The organism is Buttiauxella sp., assembly GCF_035271705.1.
GTDB lineage: Bacteria > Pseudomonadota > Gammaproteobacteria > Enterobacterales > Enterobacteriaceae > Buttiauxella.
The window spans coordinates 1-18,444 of the sequence record NZ_DATERI010000123.1; the positions used below are offsets into that span (position 1 = coordinate 1).

19 protein-coding genes and 2 tRNA genes are annotated in these 18,444 nt (G+C 48.6%); 12 read left to right on the forward strand and 9 right to left on the reverse strand.

The window, feature by feature from the left end:
• Positions 1-15: 15 nt before the first annotated feature.
• From VJY99_RS11200 to VJY99_RS11210, 3 genes are all read right to left on the reverse strand, one after another.
• Positions 16-103: transfer RNA gene (locus VJY99_RS11200), tRNA-Ser, on the reverse strand.
• Between the two features lie 152 nt (positions 104-255).
• Positions 256-343: transfer RNA gene (locus tag VJY99_RS11205), tRNA-Ser, on the reverse strand.
• Between the two features lie 162 nt (positions 344-505).
• The gene (locus VJY99_RS11210; protein ID WP_324118437.1) at positions 506-2,134 is read right to left on the reverse strand and encodes an ABC transporter substrate-binding protein; all 1,629 of its coding nucleotides are present in this window, start codon (positions 2,132-2,134) and stop codon (positions 506-508) included.
• A gap of 227 nt (positions 2,135-2,361) precedes the next feature.
• Between VJY99_RS11210 and yccA the strand changes: the two genes are divergently transcribed.
• On the forward strand, positions 2,362-3,021 hold the full coding sequence (gene yccA / locus VJY99_RS11215) for an FtsH protease modulator YccA (RefSeq protein WP_324118440.1): 660 nt from the start codon (positions 2,362-2,364) through the stop codon (positions 3,019-3,021).
• A gap of 110 nt (positions 3,022-3,131) precedes the next feature.
• Positions 3,132-3,461 (forward strand): sulfurtransferase TusE, encoded by a 330-nt coding sequence (gene tusE, locus VJY99_RS11220; protein WP_324118536.1) that lies wholly within the window; start codon positions 3,132-3,134, stop codon positions 3,459-3,461.
• Here tusE and yccX read toward each other — a convergent pair.
• Positions 3,458-3,739 (reverse strand): acylphosphatase, encoded by a 282-nt coding sequence (gene yccX / locus VJY99_RS11225; protein ID WP_324118441.1) that lies wholly within the window; start codon positions 3,737-3,739, stop codon positions 3,458-3,460. The genes tusE and yccX overlap by 4 nt on opposite strands.
• A 90-nt stretch (positions 3,740-3,829) precedes the next feature.
• Between yccX and rlmI the strand changes: the two genes are divergently transcribed.
• Together rlmI and hspQ are read left to right on the forward strand one after the other, a co-directional pair.
• The gene (gene rlmI, locus VJY99_RS11230) at positions 3,830-5,020 is read left to right on the forward strand and encodes a 23S rRNA (cytosine(1962)-C(5))-methyltransferase RlmI (protein ID WP_324118443.1); all 1,191 of its coding nucleotides are present in this window, start codon (positions 3,830-3,832) and stop codon (positions 5,018-5,020) included.
• A 59-nt stretch (positions 5,021-5,079) separates the two neighbouring features.
• Complete coding sequence (gene hspQ / locus VJY99_RS11235; protein ID WP_324118445.1) at positions 5,080-5,397, forward strand: heat shock protein HspQ; 318 nt, start codon at positions 5,080-5,082, stop codon at positions 5,395-5,397.
• 152 nt (positions 5,398-5,549) lie between these two features.
• Here the strand turns inward: hspQ and VJY99_RS11240 are convergent, their stop codons facing one another.
• Positions 5,550-5,963: a CoA-binding protein gene (locus VJY99_RS11240; protein WP_324118446.1), complete on the reverse strand. Its 414-nt coding sequence runs from the start codon at positions 5,961-5,963 to the stop codon at positions 5,550-5,552.
• A gap of 185 nt (positions 5,964-6,148) precedes the next feature.
• On the opposite strand from VJY99_RS11240, the gene csgI reads away from it, so the two are divergent.
• Together csgI and mgsA are read left to right on the forward strand one after the other, a co-directional pair.
• On the forward strand, positions 6,149-6,814 hold the full coding sequence (gene csgI / locus VJY99_RS11245; RefSeq protein ID WP_324118537.1) for a curli synthesis inhibitor: 666 nt from the start codon (positions 6,149-6,151) through the stop codon (positions 6,812-6,814).
• Positions 6,815-6,923: 109 nt separating this feature from the next.
• Positions 6,924-7,382 (forward strand): methylglyoxal synthase, encoded by a 459-nt coding sequence (gene mgsA, locus VJY99_RS11250; RefSeq protein ID WP_324118448.1) that lies wholly within the window; start codon positions 6,924-6,926, stop codon positions 7,380-7,382.
• On the opposite strand, the gene helD is transcribed toward mgsA, so the two are convergent.
• Complete coding sequence (helD, locus tag VJY99_RS11255) at positions 7,383-9,437, reverse strand: DNA helicase IV (RefSeq protein WP_324118450.1); 2,055 nt, start codon at positions 9,435-9,437, stop codon at positions 7,383-7,385. It lies immediately after the preceding gene.
• Positions 9,438-9,569: 132 nt separating this feature from the next.
• Here helD and VJY99_RS11260 point away from each other — a divergent pair, with 132 nt between their 5' ends.
• The gene (locus tag VJY99_RS11260) at positions 9,570-10,016 is read left to right on the forward strand and encodes a YccF domain-containing protein (protein ID WP_324118452.1); all 447 of its coding nucleotides are present in this window, start codon (positions 9,570-9,572) and stop codon (positions 10,014-10,016) included.
• A 24-nt stretch (positions 10,017-10,040) separates the two neighbouring features.
• The gene (gene yccS / locus VJY99_RS11265) at positions 10,041-12,176 is read left to right on the forward strand and encodes a YccS family putative transporter (RefSeq protein ID WP_324118454.1); all 2,136 of its coding nucleotides are present in this window, start codon (positions 10,041-10,043) and stop codon (positions 12,174-12,176) included.
• On the opposite strand, the gene VJY99_RS11270 is transcribed toward yccS, so the two are convergent.
• Complete coding sequence (locus VJY99_RS11270; protein WP_324118456.1) at positions 12,173-12,787, reverse strand: TfoX/Sxy family DNA transformation protein; 615 nt, start codon at positions 12,785-12,787, stop codon at positions 12,173-12,175. The genes yccS and VJY99_RS11270 overlap by 4 nt on opposite strands.
• A gap of 219 nt (positions 12,788-13,006) precedes the next feature.
• Here VJY99_RS11270 and sulA point away from each other — a divergent pair, with 219 nt between their 5' ends.
• Positions 13,007-13,516: an SOS-induced cell division inhibitor SulA gene (gene sulA, locus VJY99_RS11275; protein ID WP_324118458.1), complete on the forward strand. Its 510-nt coding sequence runs from the start codon at positions 13,007-13,009 to the stop codon at positions 13,514-13,516.
• Between the two features lie 360 nt (positions 13,517-13,876).
• Complete coding sequence (gene ompA, locus VJY99_RS11280) at positions 13,877-14,950, forward strand: porin OmpA (RefSeq protein ID WP_324118459.1); 1,074 nt, start codon at positions 13,877-13,879, stop codon at positions 14,948-14,950.
• 102 nt (positions 14,951-15,052) lie between these two features.
• On the opposite strand, the gene matP is transcribed toward ompA, so the two are convergent.
• A complete protein-coding gene (matP, locus tag VJY99_RS11285) occupies positions 15,053-15,505 on the reverse strand; it encodes a macrodomain Ter protein MatP (protein WP_324118461.1) in 453 nt (150 codons plus the stop codon).
• Positions 15,506-15,680: 175 nt separating this feature from the next.
• On the opposite strand from matP, the gene VJY99_RS11290 reads away from it, so the two are divergent.
• Both VJY99_RS11290 and fabA read left to right on the forward strand, forming a co-directional pair.
• Entirely contained in the window at positions 15,681-17,435 is a 1,755-nt protein-coding gene (locus VJY99_RS11290; protein WP_324118463.1) for a Lon protease family protein, read from the forward strand.
• Between the two features lie 68 nt (positions 17,436-17,503).
• Positions 17,504-18,022, forward strand: a complete 519-nt coding sequence (gene fabA / locus VJY99_RS11295) for a bifunctional 3-hydroxydecanoyl-ACP dehydratase/trans-2-decenoyl-ACP isomerase (RefSeq protein WP_324118465.1) — start codon at positions 17,504-17,506, stop codon at positions 18,020-18,022.
• A gap of 185 nt (positions 18,023-18,207) precedes the next feature.
• Here the strand turns inward: fabA and rmf are convergent, their stop codons facing one another.
• Positions 18,208-18,375, reverse strand: coding sequence for a ribosome modulation factor (rmf, locus tag VJY99_RS11300; protein WP_034456319.1), 168 nt, complete (start codon positions 18,373-18,375; stop codon positions 18,208-18,210).
• Positions 18,376-18,444 lie beyond the last annotated feature (69 nt).

An 18,444-nucleotide genomic window follows, 5' to 3' on the forward strand; every position in this document is an offset into this window, starting at 1 on the left:
CTAGGGCTTGAATGTTGGTGGAAGCGTAGAGATTCGAACTCTAGAACCCTTTCGGATCGCCGGTTTTCAAGACCGGTGCCTTCAACCACTCGGCCACGCTTCCAACGAGGCGAACTATAAACATCCCTGAACTTCCTGTAAAGCCTGACTTTGTTCGTTCGCCTTAAAAATAACCAAAATCGTGTTATTTAATTGAAACATCAACAATCTGAAACGAAAAAGCCCCAGCTTATTTCTAAGCTAGGGCTTGAATGTTGGTGGAAGCGTAGAGATTCGAACTCTAGAACCCTTTCGGATCGCCGGTTTTCAAGACCGGTGCCTTCAACCACTCGGCCACGCTTCCAACGGGGCGAACTATAAACATACCCATACTTCATGTAAAGCATGATTTTGTTCGTTCGCCTGATAAATCACCAAACTTGTGTTGTTTGAGCGAAACATCAACAACCTGAGTAATTTAACAACAGGATTCGTTGCAGGATTTGCAACCTGCAACCACCGGGCATCAATGTTTTTTGATGTACATATCTTTGGTGTAGTAGAAACCGAGGTTGTTTGGTGCGAATCCACCGACAAAAGGTTTCACTAATTGGGCTAAAACATAGTGGTAAACAGGAATGGCTGGCACGTCTTGCGCCAGTTTGTCTTCAGCCTGTTGATAATACTTGCCACGTTCTACCACATTGTCAGCCTTCGCTGCGTTATCTAGCGCTTCATCATAAGCCGGATTGTTGTACTTTGAAGTGTTCTCACTGTGACCAATACGGAAATTATTCAGGAAGGTAGACGCGTCGTCGTAATCAGCAATCCACGCATAACGCACTACGTCAAACGTCCCGCTGTGCATGGTGTCGAGCATGGTTTTCCATTCCTGGTTTTGCAACTTCGCCTCTACTCCCAGATTTTTACTCCACATTGAGCTGACCGCGATGGCAATGCGTTTGTGGTTTTCTGAGGTGTTGTAGAGCAAGTTAAAGCTCAAAGGATGGGCAGCATTAAAACCCGCCTCTTCCAGCAACTTTTTTGCCTCAGCGACGCGTTTCTCGTGGCTCCAGCTTGCGTACTCTGGGGATTTTATCTCTACACCGCCGATTTTTTTCTGGCTAATGACCCAAGCCGGGATTTGCCCCTGCCCTAATACTTTCTCGGCGATGATCTCTTTATCAAGCGCCATATTGAGGGCCCTGCGCACGCGCGGGTCGTTGAACGGTGCTTTGGTGGTATTAAACTCGTAATAGTAGGTAGCCAGTTTTGGCGTGACATGCACTTCGTCAGGGATGGATTTTTTGAGCGCCCCAAACTGCGTTTGTGACAAGGTATAAACAATGTCTATCTCGCCCGCTTTATAGCGATTGATATCTGCGGTTTCAGAAGCAATCGGCAAGTAACTCACCTTGTTAATCACCGTGTGGCTATCGTCCCAGTATTGCTTGTTACGCTCGCCAATGATTTTCTCGTTCACTACCCATTGTGAAAGCTTATACGCGCCGCTGCTGACTAAATTCCCCGGTTGTGTCCATTTATCCCCGAACTTCTCAACAACGGCTTTATCAACTGGAACCAACGATGGGTGCGCCAACATGGCAAGGAAAGCCGCAGTCGGCTGTGTCAGAGTAATTTGCAACGTGTTAGCGTCCAGCGCTTTGACACCCAGCGTATCAGGTGCTTGTTTGCCAAGTGCTATATCTGCGGCATTAGCGATGTGCATGCTGCCAGGGTAGCTGGCATAAGGGGATGCCGTTTTCGGGTCTGCCAAACGCTGCCAGCTCCAGACCACATCTTCAGCGGTAATCGGCTCACCGTTAGACCATTTAATGCCAGGACGAAGATGAAACGTCCAGATAGTATTGCCCTTCTCTTCCCATTTTTCGGCAAGCCTGGGTTCAATTGAACCGTCTTTACGCACGGCCACCAGCCCATCAAAGAAATCGCTAATAAGATTAAATTCAACATCACTTTCGACTTTATGGGGATCAAGTGAGGCAGGTTCACTCCCATTATTGCGCACAAGTTCTTGTTTCTGTGCCAATTCAGTCCCTGTCGGCACGTTAGCCGCCCAGGCACTTGAAATGGCACTCGCCAATCCAATAGCAAGAAAAGATTTGATATATGTGTTGTGGTTACTTACTTTCATTACGCACGCCTTATTTTGAGTTGTTAACGACGGTACGGTTAACACTCTTAGCACCCGAATTAATTTAAGCAATAATTTTCAGCTACATATAAGTGAATTTTATGACGTGTCACTTGTCTGTTATTTAAATCTGAACAAGGTAAAGATGGGTAAAAGGGCTTTCTTGCAATAAAGGAGGCCATTATTCTCAATCACTATAACCACCTGCTATAAGAGAGAGTTTCTGAATGGATCGCATAATCACTTCCTCGCGTGACCGTTCGTCACTGCTGAGTACCCACAAGGTACTGCGTAATACCTATTTTCTACTCAGCCTGACACTGGCATTTTCTGCAATAACAGCAACGGCCAGCACAGTGTTGATGCTGCCATCTCCGGGTCTGATTTTGACGCTGGTCGGCATGTACGGTCTGATGTATTTAACCCACCGTCTGGCAGATAAACCAACGGGCATTCTGGCGGCCTTTGCATTCACGGGTTTCCTCGGGTACATCCTCGGCCCAATACTTAATTCATTCATCTCTGCCGGTATGGGCGATGTGATTGGTATGGCGTTAGGTGGCACAGCGCTGGTGTTCTTTAGTTGCTCCGCGTATGTGCTAACCACCCGTAAGGACATGTCCTTCCTGGGCGGGATGTTGATGGCGGGTATCGTCGTCGTGCTGGTCGGTATGGTTGCTAACATTTTCCTGCAACTCCCTGCCCTGCATCTGGCAATTAGCGCCGTGTTCATTCTGATCTCATCCGGTGCCATTTTGATGGAGACCAGCAACATTATCCGCGGTGGCGAAACTAACTATATTCGCGCAACGGTGAGCTTGTACGTTTCTCTGTACAACATCTTTATCAGCCTGTTGAGCATTTTGGGCTTCGCAAGCCGCGATTAATCGCTTGATAGCCCATACCAAATGAAGCCTCGCTAATGCGGGGCTTTATTTATTCTGCCACGGCAAAATTTGCTACACTGCGGCCAGTTTGTCTGGAGCAAAGAATAATGATGTTGATGTTTGAAGGCCGAGAAATAGAAACTGATGCTGATGGCTATCTGAAAAATAGCCACGAGTGGAGCGAACCACTTGCGGAAGTGATTGCTGCAAACGAAGGCATTACGCTCGCGGTAGAGCACTGGGAAGTGGTGCGATTCGTACGCCAATTTTACCTGGAATTTAATACTTCTCCGGCCATTCGTATGTTGGTCAAAGCGATGGCAGCCAAATTTGGTGAAGAGAAAGGCAATAGCCGCTATTTATACCGTTTGTTCCCGAAAGGGCCGGCCAAGCAGGCGACAAAAATTGCGGGTCTGCCAAAGCCGGTGAAGTGTATTTAGTAGCGAATACTAAAATCTGTCCATTGGCTGTCGGGTTGGCGAGGCTCAGTCAGCACTTTATCAACCCGAGCACTGCGCGGCCCTCCTGCTTTTAGCCACGCGACAAGCTTTTCAACCTGCTGTGCATCACCGCAGGCTAATACCTCAACACTACCATCATCCATGTTACGGGCGTAACCGGTTAACCCCAGTTTTAGCGCCTCGCGCTGTGTGCTGTAGCGAAAACCAACCCCCTGAACCAGGCCGTGGACCCAGGAAAGTGTGCATACTGTGGTCATAACTTCCTCCGTTTCGGGTTCTTACGTTGCATTTAGCCGGTGTTAACCGGAAAATGACGCCAAATTCTTAGCAAGAAAGCATAGCAAATTATGAGTGTACGTTTAGTGTTAACCAAAGGGCGCGAAAAATCGTTATTGCGCCGTCATCCGTGGGTGTTTTCTGGTGCTGTCGCACGTATGGAAGGCAAAGCCAATCTCGGCGAAACAATTGATGTTGTCGATAGCCAGGGCAAATGGTTGGCACGTGCCGCCTATTCTCCTTCCTCGCAAATCCGTGCCCGCGTCTGGACTTTCGATGCCAATGAAAGCATCGATATCGAATTCTTCACGCGCCGTCTGCAGCAGGCGCAGCAGTGGCGCGAATGGCTGGCTGCTCGTGATGGGCTGGACAGCTATCGTCTGATTGCTGGCGAATCTGATGGCCTGCCAGGTGTGACAATCGACCGCTTCGGTAACTTCCTTGTGCTGCAACTACTGTCCGCAGGCGCGGAATACCAACGCCCTGCTTTGGTCGCTGCACTGCAAAACCTCTATCCAGAATGTGCTATTTATGACCGTTCAGATGTAGCGGTGCGCAAAAAAGAAGGGATGGAATTGACGCAAGGGCCAGTGAGCGGTGAATTGCCACCTGATCTGTTGCCAATCGAAGAGCACGGCATGAAGTTGCTGGTGGATATTAAGGGTGGCCACAAAACGGGTTATTACCTTGACCAACGCGACAGCCGTTTTGCGACTCGTCAGTATGTGAAAGATAAGCGCGTGTTGAATTGCTTCTCTTACACCGGTGGTTTTGCGGTTTCTGCACTGATGGGCGGATGTAGCCAGGTTGTCAGCGTTGATACTTCTCAGGACGCTTTGGATGTGGCGAAGAAAAACGTTGAGCTGAACAAACTCGATTTAAGCAAAGCGGAATTCGTGCGTGACGACGTGTTCAAACTGCTGCGTAAATACCGCGACCAGGGTGATAAGTTCGATGTTATCGTGATGGATCCACCGAAGTTCGTCGAGAATAAGAGCCAGTTGATGGGCGCATGTCGCGGCTATAAGGATATCAATATGCTGGCAATCCAGTTATTGAATCCGGGTGGGATCCTGATGACGTTCTCTTGTTCGGGACTCATGACGACAGATTTATTCCAGAAAATCATCGCCGATGCCGCCGTAGATGCTGGGCGTGATGTACAATTTATAGAGCAGTTCCGTCAGGCAGCGGATCACCCCGTCATCGCTACCTATCCGGAAGGGCTGTATCTGAAAGGGTTTGCCTGTCGCATCATGTAGCTTGAAAAGTAGAAACTTGCCCGCACATTAGTTGCAGTAACGTTTCTCAGGAGGTGACTATGATTGCCAGCAAATTCGGCATTGGCCAGCAAGTACGACATTCTTTGCTGGGCTATCTGGGAGTGGTGGTCGATATCGACCCGGAATACTCTTTGGATGAACCCGCAGAAGATGATCTGGCTGACAACGAAGTCCTCCGTAGTGCACCCTGGTATCATGTAGTAATGGAAGATGATGATGGCAAGGCGATGCACACCTATCTTGCTGAAGCCCAGTTAAGTGGGGAGTCACAAGACGAGCATCCCGAACAACCGTCGATGGATGAATTGGCGGCTTCGATACGGCAACAGCTACAGGCACCTCGCCTGCGTAATTAGCAAAAAACCCGCATTTGCTAACACCGTTAGTTTAAGAACGAGATATCCGGGGCGACCACCGGGTTTGGCGTCCCTCCGGGAACCAAATCCCGGTGTTTCCCCTCATTCAATGGCTTAAGTGAACGGTGTTACCGCATTTGCGGGGTTTTTTATTATTTAGCCAGGCCTAAGCGAGGAATTTCAATCGCCGGGCATTTGTCCATCACCACGTTTAACCCTGCATCCTGCGCCAGCACGGCAGCTTGTTCATTGATGACACCTAGCTGCATCCATAAAGTTTTTGCTCCGATGGCGATGGCTTCTCTCGCCACTTCCCATGCGGCTTCTGAATTTCGAAACACGTCAACCATATCCACTTTTTGCGGAATATCTGCAAGCGATCCATAACCTTGCTGCCCCAACAGGGTTTTACCGGCCACTTTTGGTGACACGGGAATAACTTCATATCCTTGATCCAGCAAATATGCCATTACCCGATAGCTTGGGCGATCCGGTTTATCACTGGCGCCCACCAATGCAATCGTTCGGGTGCTTTTTAAAATAGCTTCGATATCTGCCTGTTTCATCACACTCTCCACTGGGACTTCGTAATCAAAAGTGTATGCCATCTGTTGGTGACTCACCATCTTTCCCATACACAGGTAGTAGAGCAATTATTCGAAATATGTCTATATGTTAATAAACCGTTTTTATGAAAAATTTTGATACATTCAGTAAGGGATCGTCCCATTTACCCCGGCAGGAGAAATTGATGAGAACAGTGTTCTTTATCGCAATATGTTGGCTCTTTCTTTTGCCACTTGAATCGGGGGCGACAACATTACGTTTGTCCACGGATATCGATTTGCTGGTGCTTGATGGGAAAAAGGTTTCCAGTTCGTTATTAAGAGGGGCCGATAGCCTCGAACTGGATAACGGCCCGCATCAAATGGTGTTTCGCGTTGAGAAAAATATTCGGACCAACACGCGTGAGCAACGCCTCTATATTTCCCCACCTTTAATTGTGAGTTTCGATACCAAAGAGGTCAGTCAGGTAAATTTTAATTTACCCCGCATTGAAAATGATAAAGAAAGAGATGAATTTGACCATGCACCGCATCTTCAGTTGCTTGACGGTGACTCCGCTGTTATCCCTTTTAAAATCGATGTTTTACCGGTAAAGATGACGCCGCAAGGAATTGATTACGAGCAAGATACCCAGTTTTACAACAAGTCAGGAAAGGTCGCGTCGATAAAAGGCTTCGCCAGGATGATGGCTGATGACAGTACGTTGCTGTCCCGCACATCCGAACTCGATGTTCCACCTCGTCAATCTGAAACGTTAACCGAGCAGCGGCTCAAGTATTGGTTTTTACAAGCAGACAAACCCACTCGCGAGAGTTTCTTACAATGGGTGAAGGATAACCCTGAGCCATAATTGCCTTTCAATTTCCGCATTTTTGACACCCTTCTCTTGCAGCATCAGTGACTTCCAGTAAGCTGTAGACATCATTAATCAATCAATATTAATCAATCAGGATTAGCCAATGGAATTAACGAGCCGCACCCTGGCGGAAAAAAAACATATTGCGCTGGTTGCGCACGATCACTGCAAAGATGCGCTGTTGAAATGGGTTGAGCGCCACAAGTCGGTCCTGGCCCAGCATGTGCTCTACGCCACGGGTACCACGGGGAACCTCATCCATCGTGGGAGCGGTCTTGATGTCAATGCCATGCTAAGCGGCCCAATGGGCGGCGATCAGCAAGTGGGTGCATTGATTTCCGAAGGGAAAATAGATGTGCTGATTTTCTTCTGGGACCCCTTGAATGCCGTTCCACACGACCCAGATGTTAAAGCGTTACTGCGTCTGGCGACGGTGTGGAACATTCCTGTAGCGACCAATTTATCCACCGCCGATTTTATTATTCATTCGCCAGGATTTAATCAGTCAGTAGAAATTTTGATCCCTGATTACCCACGCTATCTGGCAGAACGACTGAAATAATTACGGTCTATTTGCCGCGGGCACGCCAAGTTGTTTCAGGATATCGACAAAACTGGAGGGTTCATTTTTGTTGAATAACAACCAGACGCGATGACGTGCCCGCGTCATCGCTACATACAGCAATCGCCGCTCTTCAGCATCCGGATAATCTTCTGGTTGTGGCAGTAACGCCTCTTCCATGACAGACTCACGCGCCACTGCGGGGAAACCGTCTTTCCCCTGCTGTAATCCCAGAATCACAACATAATCAGCTTGTTGCCCTTTACTGGCGTGAATAGTCATAAACTCAATCGCCAGTTTTGGCCAACGCGTTGCCGCCTTTTCCAGAATGGCCGGACGTAAATGATGGTAACGCGCCAACACCAGAATTCGCTGCTGGGGTTGAACGTATCCGCTCATCTTATCGAACAATGCTTCAATCTGGTCGTCTGCTAATAACGTGACAGATTTTTTATCACCTTTAGACAGGCTGTTTAACGGTTTGGCAAGTTGATGAGGATTCTGCTGCACGAATCGATTCGCGATTTCACCAATGCGGTCGTTGAAGCGGTAGGTAGTATCTAGCGCACACTGGTCCGCGTCACCAAAATGGTGAGCAAAGGCAGTTGTCAGTGACATTTCCGCGCCGCTGAAACGATAAATCGCCTGCCAGTCATCACCCACTGAATACAGCGAGGTGTGCGAGTTTTGTTTTCTCAATGCTGCCAGCAACGCCGCGCGTTGAGGTGAGATATCCTGAAACTCATCCACCAGAATATGTTTCCATGGGCTGATAAAGCGCCCCTTTTCCAGCACATTCACTGCCTGATGAATCAGGCCTGAAAAATCGACCGCATCTTCAGATTTCAGCGCTGTTTTCCAGGTTTTTAATAACGGAGCCATGAGTTTGACGCGTTTTGCGAACACCTCACGAATTTCTTCAGGTGCGCAGGCAATCATTTCAGCCTGAGAGCCCCCATGCATACGCATTAATCCCAGCCAACGATCTAAGCGGCTGGCCAGACGTTTAGCTATTCGTTCATCCTTCCAGTATTCCCCTTCAGGCACTTCCCACTGCAACTCGTTGTTCAACCACTCGCGCCATCCCTTTGCCTGTGCTTTTTTCTCACGACATTGCTGCTGCCAGCTTTCAATCAGCAATTGATGGCGCGCGTTGGTATCAGATTCCAGCTCGCTAATACGCGGCGCTTTTTTGCTTCCTTGTTGGATAATATGCAACGCTAAAGCGTGGAATGTGCGGGCTGAAATCGCATCAGTATGCAGGCGTTCCGCGATGCGCTGATCCATCTCTTGCGCGGCTTTACGGCCAAATGCCAACAATAAAATTTGCTCTTCACTGGCCTCGCCGCGTTGCAGCAACCAACCGGCACGCGCAACCAAAACAGAGGTTTTACCACTCCCTGCGCCCGCCAGAACTAATAACGAATCTTCGCCATTGACCACAGCACGAGCTTGAGAGGGATTCAGTGGTGAGCTTTCTATTTTCTGGAAGAAATCAGCATATTTTTCAAGCATGTGATGGGTAAAAGCGGCATTACGTTGATGGCGGCGTTGCTCGCCTTGCTCAAGCCAGGCCTTGCAATGTAACCAGACTTCACGGCAATTATCGAAATCTTCCAGGCGTGCCTGAGGAAGAGGCAATCCAGAAAATGCAGCGCGAACATTTTCTTGTAATGACTGCATGTCGCTGCGTTTAAACCATTTTTCTTGCTGAACCCGGCGCGTAATTTCAGCGTACTGTTGGTGTAAAACCTGAGCCGCAACTTCACTCATCTCCACACTCCAACTCTGCCAGAGTTCGTCGAGATGATGATAGAAGCGCTGCGTTTCACTCCATTCGGTCCCGTGTAGACGCACCACTTTGTCATTCGGTAAAACAAACTCAAGTTCCCCCCACACCAGACCACGCTTGCAATTAATGGTTATTAACTGATTGAATGGAATAAGGTATTCATGACGATCACCCTTTACCTCAACACCCGCTGTCAGCAATCTCACACGATTGTAGGGATGTTGCGCTAAATGCTTGCCTAAGGAGGTCGCTTTCAGTTCCATTACGCTTTGCCTGATCCAAAATTAGGGTTGGGGTTAAGTTTACCCGTCGAAGGAATGACGCTCCAGGGTAAAAACGCGTTACAATTGTTGTGGTTATTCATTTATCTACATTCATGCCAACAAAGAGTGATTATGCGTACAGTCCTTAATATTTTGAACTTTGTACTGGGCGGCTTTTTGACCACCCTCTCCTGGTTGCTGGCCACTCTTGTCAGTATCATTTTTATTTTCACGCTTCCGCTGACTCGATCCTGCTGGGAGATTACCAAACTCTCTTTCGTACCCTACGGTAACGAAGCCATTCATGTTGATGAGCTCAATCCGCAGAGCAAAAATGCCATCATGAATACCGGTGGTACGCTGCTGAACATTGTATGGTTAGTGTTTTTCGGCTGGTGGCTCTGTGTACTACATATCTGCACCGGGATTGCACAATGCATTACTGTTATCGGCATTCCTGTGGGAATCGCTAACTTCAAAATAGCGGCTATCGCGCTTTGGCCAGTTGGCCGCCGTGTGGTTTCTGTTGAAACTGCGCAGGCTGCACGTGAAGCAAATGCTCGTCGTCGTTTCCAGTAATTCAGACAAGAATAGTGAGTATTAATGCTTAGTCCAATTCTGCGCCGCTATACCTGGAACAGCACCTGGCTCTATAACTTGCGCATTTTCATCGCGCTGACGGGCACTGCTGCCCTCCCTTGGTGGCTGGGTGACGTTAAACTGACTATCCCATTAACACTCGGTGTCGTTGCCGCAGCGCTCGCAGATCTGGATGACCGGCTGACCGGGCGTTTGCGTAATCTTTTGATTACTTTAATTAGCTTTTTTATTGCGTCAGCCTCTGTTGAGTTGCTGTTCCCGTGGCCGATATTTTTTGGCATCGGGCTTATGGTTTCCACCAGTGGATTCATTCTGCTGGGTGGATTAGGTCAGCGTTACGCCACTATTGCCTTCGGGGCGCTGCTTATCGCCATTTATACCATGCTCGGTAATTCATTATATGAGCACTGGTATCAACAACCGGTCCTGCTGCTGGCTGGTGCTATCTGGTACAACGTGCTGACACTCGCTGGGCATCTTATTTTCCCGATTCGGCCACTTCAGGACAACCTGGCAAGATGTTATGAAAGCCTCGCCCATTACCTCGAAGTCAAAGCGATGCTTTTCGACCCCGACATTGAAGAAGAAAACCAGGCACCGATGCTTGAACTTGCGATGGCTAACAGCCAACTGGTCACGACGCTGAATCAGACCAAAGGCTCATTACTGACACGTTTACGCGGAGATCGTGGTCAACGAGGCACACGTCGTACTTTGCATTACTATTTTGTCGCACAGGATATTCACGAACGCGCCAGCTCTTCGCATATTCAGTATCAGGCGCTACGCGATAAATTCCGCTATAGCGATATTATGTTCCGCTTTCAACGCCTTTTGACCATGCAGTCCCGGGCCTGTTTACAATTATCGCGTTCGATATTATTACGTGAAAAGTATCAACATGACCCACGTTTTGATCGTGCGTTTACGCATCTTGATGCGGCGGTCGAAAGGTTGAAAGCCGATCAGTATCTGGCAGGAGAGTTTAAAGCGCTCGGCTTCCTGGTGAGTAATTTACGCGCCATTGATGCCCAACTGGCGACAATTGAATCCGAGCAGGCGCTTGCCGCGCCACAAAGCGATATCGAAAACCGCCTGGCTGATGATCGTATAACCGGCTTTGGTGATGTCTGGCAGCGTTTGAAACTCAACTTAACACCGGAATCTGCCTTATTTCGCCATGCGGTACGGATGTCGCTGGTTCTTTGCGTCGGCTATGCGTTCATTCAGTTTACTGGGCTAAAACATGGATATTGGATCCTGCTAACGAGCCTGTTTGTCTGCCAGCCAAACTACAGCGCCACTCGTCGCCGTTTAGCATTGCGTATCATCGGCACGTTAGTCGGTGTGGCGATAGGGCTCCCGGTGCTGTACTTCGTACCCTCAATTGAAGGCCAGCTTGTTTTAATCGTGATTACTGGCGTGCTCTTCTTTGCCTTCCGCAATGTGCAATATGCGCATGCCACGATGTTTATCACCTTACTGGTATTGCTGTGCTTCAACTTGCTCGGTGAAGGGTTTGAAGTCGCCATGCCGCGTATCTTCGATACGCTGTTGGGCTGTGCCATCGCTTGGGCGGCGGTGAGTTTTGTCTGGCCTGACTGGCGTTTTCGCAGGTTGTCGATGGTCGTTGAGGGTGCATTTAACGCGAATTGTCGCTATCTAGATGCGATTCTTGAACAATACCATCAAGGCCGGGATAACCGTGTTGAATACCGAATCGCTCGTCGGTATGCACATAACAAGGATGCGGAACTGGCCTCGGTAGTATCCAATATGTCATCTGAACCGCGCGTTTCGCCTGAAATGCAGGAAACTGCATTTCGCTTGCTGTGTCTCAATCACACTTTTAACAGCTATATTTCGGCGTTAGGTGCGCACCGTGAACAGCTAACCAGCGAGGATATTTTGCTGCTGCTTGATGACGCGGTGTGTTACGTAGATGATGCCCTTCACCATTTACCTGCCGATGAAGACAGGGTTCAAAAGGCACTTCAGGGGCTTTCTGAACGCATCACCTTGCTTGAGCCGCAACCAGATACCAAAGAATCATTAGTGCTTCAACAAATCGGCCTACTGGTTGCGCTGCTGCCAGAAATATCACGCCTTCAGCAACTTGTATCGCAGCAACACGTTTAACGGGTCTGGCGTTTCTCGTAAAGACAACCCCACTCGACTAACTCCCGGCGCGTTGCTGCCGGGAGTGCAGCTTCATGAACACCGCAAATCGCACCCGCTAAAGCCAACAACACTCGGACCCCCAGCCCTTTCTTCAAATGTCGCAGTTTTATCCATGACCGCTTTGCACCATAAGCATGAAGAGTCCGCACATCAGTAATCCCCACTTCCCACAACATCATTTCCAGACTGTGCGTTAAATTGGGTAAATCTTTGAGCCGTTGTTGCGCTTTCAGGCGCGATTTTTCACGTCGTGCGTTAAACAAAGCATCCGTTGAAAGCTGTAATAACTTTTCCCGATCGCGCCACAACCCTTCATCGACATGATAATAATTGAGCGCGATTGCACGACTCCGCTTTTTAAACACCAGAGACTCTGACGCCCTTTCAACGAAGTAAACTTCTGATTGTTCGCACGCCCGAAGATAGAGCTCCCCTTCTGAAACCATGGCAAACACCACATTCTCGACGGTCAAACTGTATCCTCCAAATAGTGAACGATAGCTAATGTCACCTAACGCAGATAGACATTCTTTTGATTGATGAATCCTTGCATAAGACCGCTTCTTCATGAATATATCCTTAATTATCAATCCATAATGCTTCATCACGATTTTTACCGTATCCAGTAACACGAAAATAGGTAACCTGATGACCATCGGCAATCACATTCTTTCTTTCCGCCGATTTACATGTTGAAATTGCGATACGCTTTCCGAAATTTAGATTGATCTTTGTCCGAACTGGCATTACTGTATATTCATACAGTAACCCATCAGGCGGGATTAACTATGCAATCACATAACGTTCTAACTCACGTTGCCACTGTTCCAACTTCTGCGTCTTCATTGGCTCAGTCTTCAGCAGGTAACAACATGAAAGGGTTGATCAGTGAAGTGATCTACAGAGAAGATCAGCCATGGATTACGCAGTTGGTGTTGCTGCCCCTGTTACAACAACTGGGTCAACAGTCACGCTGGCAATTGTGGTTAACGCCACAGCAGAAATTGAGTCGCAAGTGGGTACAATCAGCTGGTCTTCCGCTGACAAAAGTGATGCAAGTAAGCCAGTTAGATCCACTTTTCACCGTAGATGCTATGGTAAAAGCATTGCAGACAGGAAATTACAGTGTTGTTATCGGTTGGTTACCGGAAGAGTTGACTGACGAAGAGCATTTTCAACTGTCATCTGCGGCTGAAATGGGTAATGCAATTGGCTTTATTATGCGTCCAACGCATACCTCGAAAACAGGTACACGACCACGAACTGGCCTAAAAATTCATTCTTGTTTGTATCATTAAGTAAATTTACGAGAAATTTTGGAACTTTTTCTTCACCGCTGACAATCCATTGTGAATTATCAAGAATCCGCTCTGCAAGCCGCTTCAGGCGGCCTTCCCCTCGCCCTGGCAAGTCTATTTTTTGCGCAAAGTTGTTAGAAAGTGTGTACGTAAACCGTTTTTTTTCATATGTCTGAGGGACTTCACACTTGTAAGTTTTCAACTACGTTGTAGACTTTAGCTCGCCAGGGTTGCTCTTCCATAACACCGATTGATCGGTAGAGTAACAAGTGAGCATTAACTCGGGCGAAGGATTTAACCCTGGGCTTTAGAGCGATTTTAGAGCTCATGGCCTTTTTGGATGATAATGAGGCGCAAAAAATGAAAAAGACAGCTATCGCGATTGCAGTGGCACTGGCTGGCTTCGCTACCGTAGCGCAGGCCGCACCGAAAGATAACACTTGGTATGCAGGTGGTAAGTTGGGTTGGTCCCAGTTCCACGATGTGGGCACCTACGGAAACGCTGGCTTCCAGGATAACGACGGTCCTACTCACAGCAGCCAAGTCGGTGCTGGTGCGTTCGGCGGTTACCAGGTTAACCAATATGTTGGCTTCGAAATGGGTTACGACTGGTTAGGTCGTATGCCGTTTAAAGGCGACGTAGATAACGGTTCTTTCAAAGCTCAAGGTATTCAACTGGCTGCTAAACTGAGCTACCCAATCTATGACGATGTGGATCTGTACACTCGTTTAGGTGGCTTTGCATGGCGTGCAGACGCTAATGGTAACTACAACAACAACACCGTTCGCGTAAGCGATCACGACACTGGCGTTTCTCCGCTGGCAGCAATTGGTGTTGAGTGGGCAATCACCCGTGATATCGCTACTCGCCTGGATTACCAGTGGATTAGCAACATCGGTGACGCAAATACCGTTGGTTCTCGTCCAGACAACGGCCTGTTGAGCCTGGGTGTTTCTTACCGTTTCGGTCAATACGATGATGCTCCAGTTGTAGCTCCAGCTCCAGCTCCAGCTCCAGAAGTTGAAACCAAGCACTTCACTCTGAAGTCTGATGTTCTGTTCAACTTCAACAAAGCGACTCTGAAACCAGAAGGTCAGCAGGCACTGGATCAACTGTATACTCAGTTGAGCAACCTCGACCCGAAAGATGGTTCTGTTGTCGTTCTGGGCTTCACTGACCGTATCGGTTCTGATGAATACAACCAGAAACTGTCTGACAAACGTGCACAGTCTGTTGTTGATTACCTGATCGCTAAAGGTATCCCAGCTAACAAGATCTCCCCACGCGGTATGGGTGAATCTAACCCAGTTACTGGCAGCACCTGTGATAACGTAGCTCCTAAATCTAAACTGATTGATTGCCTGGCTCCAGATCGTCGTGTAGAGATCGAAGTTAAAGGTATCAAAGACGTTGTAACTCAGCCTGCGGCATAAGTTACCGTTATAAAAAAACCCCGCTTATAGGCGGGGTTTTTTATTTTTTAATGTTCCGGAGCATCACAGCAAAATAAAGCACAGCGTCAACTCAACTGCGCTCTACTCTTTACCAAGCAAAGCCTGGAGATCTTGTTTCAGAGAAGACATCTGATTGGCGTATTGTTCTTTACGCTCGGCATCTTCAATCAGCTGCACAATAGTTTCTGAGAGTGTAGACCCTCGTCGATGAGCAAGCCCCGCTAAACGCTGCCAGACCAGATACTCAAGGTCGATGGACTTTTTACGCGTATGCTGATGCTCGGCATTAAAGTGCCGTTTACGACGCGCGCGGATGGTTTGCTTCATGCGGTTGTGGAGTTCTGGATTCATATGTTTCTCTATCCAGCTCAACACATGTACAGGCGCATTTTCAAGGCGTAGCAGTTCATCAACGGCTTCCTTCGCCGCACTCGCCTCGATATGACGCGTGATAAGCTCACCTTCGCGGTGTTTTTTAACCAGATACTTCCATTTCCAGCCGCTCTCGAGATTTTCCAACTGTTGATATTTCATTGCGATCTCAGTGTGACCGTGTAACTCATTTCAGAATAACAGTTTTTTTTATTTTCGCTTACCTGAAAAATGAAAGCTGTGAGCTAAGTAAACTTGCCGCTCCGCATAAACCGTGTGCTGCTCTTCCTATTCTTGTATAATCGCGCCTTTGACATCTAATTAATAAATAGCGACTTTGACGACTAATCGACTTGAATGGCGTGCTCTTGTACCTGATACCGAAAGCTATCAGGAAATTTTCGCACAGCCTTATGATTCCGAAACTGCCCCTTTCGCTGCTGTGCAGCCCCGTCTGACTTATGGACTGGTGCAGCTCAGCCAATCGGTAGCCTCGGCCGATCTGATGCTGGTAAAAGCCGCTGAAGAAGCCGAATACCTTAATCTTATTGCGAACGCCGCACGTGAATGCTGGTCCCCGGATAACACATTAACCGGTGGACATTATCTGATAGAAGGCGCGCGCGTCACGTTACGCCCAGCCGAGTCAGCTGAGGACAATTTTGCCGGTCAGTCGGAAGTCGTCGTGGCTGACTGGATTGAAGCCGAGCAACTGTTTGGTTGCGTTCGTCAGTTTGCCGGGGAAATCACCCTGACTCCGGGTCTAGTTCACCAGGCAAATGGTGGCATTCTGGTGCTGTCATTACGTAGCGTGTTGGCACAACCGCTGTTATGGCTGCGTCTGAAACAAATGGTGATTCAGGGTCGCTTTGACTGGATTTCCCCTGACGAAACGCGTCCATTGCCTGTGAGCATCCCGTCATTACCCCTGAACCTGAAAATGGTTCTGGTGGGTGAACGTGAATCGCTGGCTGATTTCCAGGACATGGAACCAGAACTGGCAACCTCTGCTATTTACAGCGAGTTTGAAGAAAATCTGCAAATTGCCTCCGCCGATGATATGGCATTGTGGTGCCAGTGGATTTACGCCGTCGCGAAATCTAAAGCACTACCTGCGCCTGCAACGGATGCCTGGACCGCCTTTATCCGTGAAGCGGTGCGTTACACGGGTGATCAAGAAACGTTACCGCTGTGCCCATCCTGGATTGGCCGTCAACTACGTGAAGTGGCCTCTTTCACTGAAGATGAAACCTTCGGCGCTGCGGAGCTGACACAAATGTTGGCGCAGCGCGAATGGCGTGAAGGTTATCTGGCTGAGCGCATGCAGGACGAAATTCTGCTTGAGCAAATCCTGATTGAAACCGATGGTGAGATGGTGGGTCAAATCAACGCGTTGTCGGTGATTGAGTTCCCAGGCCATCCACGCGCATTCGGCGAACCTTCCCGAATCAGTTGCGTTGTACACGTCGGTGATGGTGAATTTATTGACGTGGAGCGCAAAGCTGAATTGGGCGGCAATATTCATGCGAAAGGCATGATGATCATGCAGGCATTTTTGATGTCTGAATTGCAGCTCGAGCAGCAAATCCCCTTCTCAGCTTCACTGACTTTTGAACAGTCCTACAGCGAAGTTGATGGCGACAGCGCATCAATGGCTGAACTGTGCGCGTTAATCAGTGCGCTGGCGAACGTGCCGATTTATCAGCACATCGCGGTGACCGGTTCTGTCGACCAGTTCGGGCGCGTGCAACCGGTTGGCGGCCTGAATGAGAAGATTGAAGGTTTCTTCCGCATCTGCCAGGAGCGTGAGTTCACCGGCAAGCAAGGCGTGATAATCCCAGTGTCAAACGTACGCCACCTGTGCCTGCACCAGGATGTTCTGGATGCGGTGGAACAAGGGCAATTCACGATTTGGGCCATCGACGATGTCACTGATGCGCTACCATTATTAACAAATGTGCCCTGGGATGGTGAAGGGCAAAATACGCTCATGCGTACGGTACAAGAGCGAATAGCTCAGGCATCTGCGCAAGATATTCGGCACCGCTATCCATGGCCACTGCGTTGGCTCAACTGGTTCAACCAAAACTGATCGGACTTGTTGAGCGTACACGTGTTAGCTAACATGCGTGCTTCATTATAAAAAGGCTTACTGTAAACATGGTAGATAAACGCGAATCCTATACAAAAGAAGATCTTCTTGCCTCTGGTCGTGGTGAACTGTTTGGCGCTGAAGGCCCACGTTTACCTGCGCCATCCATGCTGATGATGGACCGAGTGGTCAAGATGACCGAAGAAGGCGGTAATTTCGATAAAGGTTACGTTGAAGCAGAATTAGATATTAATCCTGATCTGTGGTTCTTTGGCTGCCACTTTATCGGCGACCCGGTAATGCCTGGCTGTCTGGGTTTGGATGCGATGTGGCAGCTGGTAGGTTTCTACCTCGGCTGGCTCGGTGGCGAAGGTAAAGGTCGTGCTCTGGGCGTGGGTGAAGTTAAACTCGCGGGTCAGATTCTGCCAACCGCGAAAAAAGTTACCTATCGTATTCATTTCAAACGCGTCATCAATCGCCGCCTGATCATGGGCCTGGCTGATGGTGAAGTGTTGGTTGATGGCCGTGTGATTTACACCGCTACCGATCTGAAAGTGGGTCTGTTCAAAGACACAACTGCTTTCTAAATCCGTTTCTATACCCAAAATAATTCGAGTGGCATCGAGGCGGCAAGAGAGCAAGTCCCGATGAGCTTACATAAGTAAGTGATTTGGGCGGGCGAACGTAGCCAACAAAGAAGCCGCTTGAAGTATGAAGGGTATAAACGCGAAACCTCCGCAATGCGGAGGTTTCTTTTCTAAAGAGACAGTGATTACGCGGTAACCGCCCTGTCTTCCATGGCTTCTCGCCAGCCTCCCATCCAGTACGACCTCTGATTCAGTGTCTGATAAGGACACATCTCTTTGGAGCGTCCGACGATACCTGCTTGATAACCACGCTGATGAGCCCGTTCCAGGCGATCTCGTTTTTGTCTCTTCATGCCTCGTTTCCCTCATTTCTTTAATCTGGTGGAAAGAAAACAGTGGCTACAAAACGTGCAACCACATAT

Bases quoted from the DNA above. Each gene is read 5' to 3' on its own strand.
- VJY99_RS11210 (WP_324118437.1), bottom strand. From the start codon at position 2,134: ATGAAAGTAAGTAACCACAACACATATATCAAATCTTTTCTTGCTATT.
- VJY99_RS11270 (WP_324118456.1), bottom strand. From the start codon at position 12,787: ATGAAGAAGCGGTCTTATGCAAGGATTCATCAATCAAAAGAATGTCTA.
- rlmI (WP_324118443.1), top strand. From the start codon at position 3,830: ATGAGTGTACGTTTAGTGTTAACCAAAGGGCGCGAAAAATCGTTATTG.
- mgsA (WP_324118448.1), top strand. From the start codon at position 6,924: ATGGAATTAACGAGCCGCACCCTGGCGGAAAAAAAACATATTGCGCTG.
- sulA (WP_324118458.1), top strand. From the start codon at position 13,007: ATGCAATCACATAACGTTCTAACTCACGTTGCCACTGTTCCAACTTCT.
- tusE (WP_324118536.1), top strand. From the start codon at position 3,132: ATGTTGATGTTTGAAGGCCGAGAAATAGAAACTGATGCTGATGGCTAT.
- hspQ (WP_324118445.1), top strand. From the start codon at position 5,080: ATGATTGCCAGCAAATTCGGCATTGGCCAGCAAGTACGACATTCTTTG.
- yccA (WP_324118440.1), top strand. From the start codon at position 2,362: ATGGATCGCATAATCACTTCCTCGCGTGACCGTTCGTCACTGCTGAGT.
- csgI (WP_324118537.1), top strand. From the start codon at position 6,149: ATGAGAACAGTGTTCTTTATCGCAATATGTTGGCTCTTTCTTTTGCCA.
- matP (WP_324118461.1), bottom strand. From the start codon at position 15,505: ATGAAATATCAACAGTTGGAAAATCTCGAGAGCGGCTGGAAATGGAAG.
- yccS (WP_324118454.1), top strand. From the start codon at position 10,041: ATGCTTAGTCCAATTCTGCGCCGCTATACCTGGAACAGCACCTGGCTC.
- rmf (WP_034456319.1), bottom strand. From the start codon at position 18,375: ATGAAGAGACAAAAACGAGATCGCCTGGAACGGGCTCATCAGCGTGGT.
- ompA (WP_324118459.1), top strand. From the start codon at position 13,877: ATGAAAAAGACAGCTATCGCGATTGCAGTGGCACTGGCTGGCTTCGCT.
- fabA (WP_324118465.1), top strand. From the start codon at position 17,504: ATGGTAGATAAACGCGAATCCTATACAAAAGAAGATCTTCTTGCCTCT.
- VJY99_RS11240 (WP_324118446.1), bottom strand. From the start codon at position 5,963: ATGAAACAGGCAGATATCGAAGCTATTTTAAAAAGCACCCGAACGATT.
- helD (WP_324118450.1), bottom strand. From the start codon at position 9,437: ATGGAACTGAAAGCGACCTCCTTAGGCAAGCATTTAGCGCAACATCCC.
- VJY99_RS11260 (WP_324118452.1), top strand. From the start codon at position 9,570: ATGCGTACAGTCCTTAATATTTTGAACTTTGTACTGGGCGGCTTTTTG.
- yccX (WP_324118441.1), bottom strand. From the start codon at position 3,739: ATGACCACAGTATGCACACTTTCCTGGGTCCACGGCCTGGTTCAGGGG.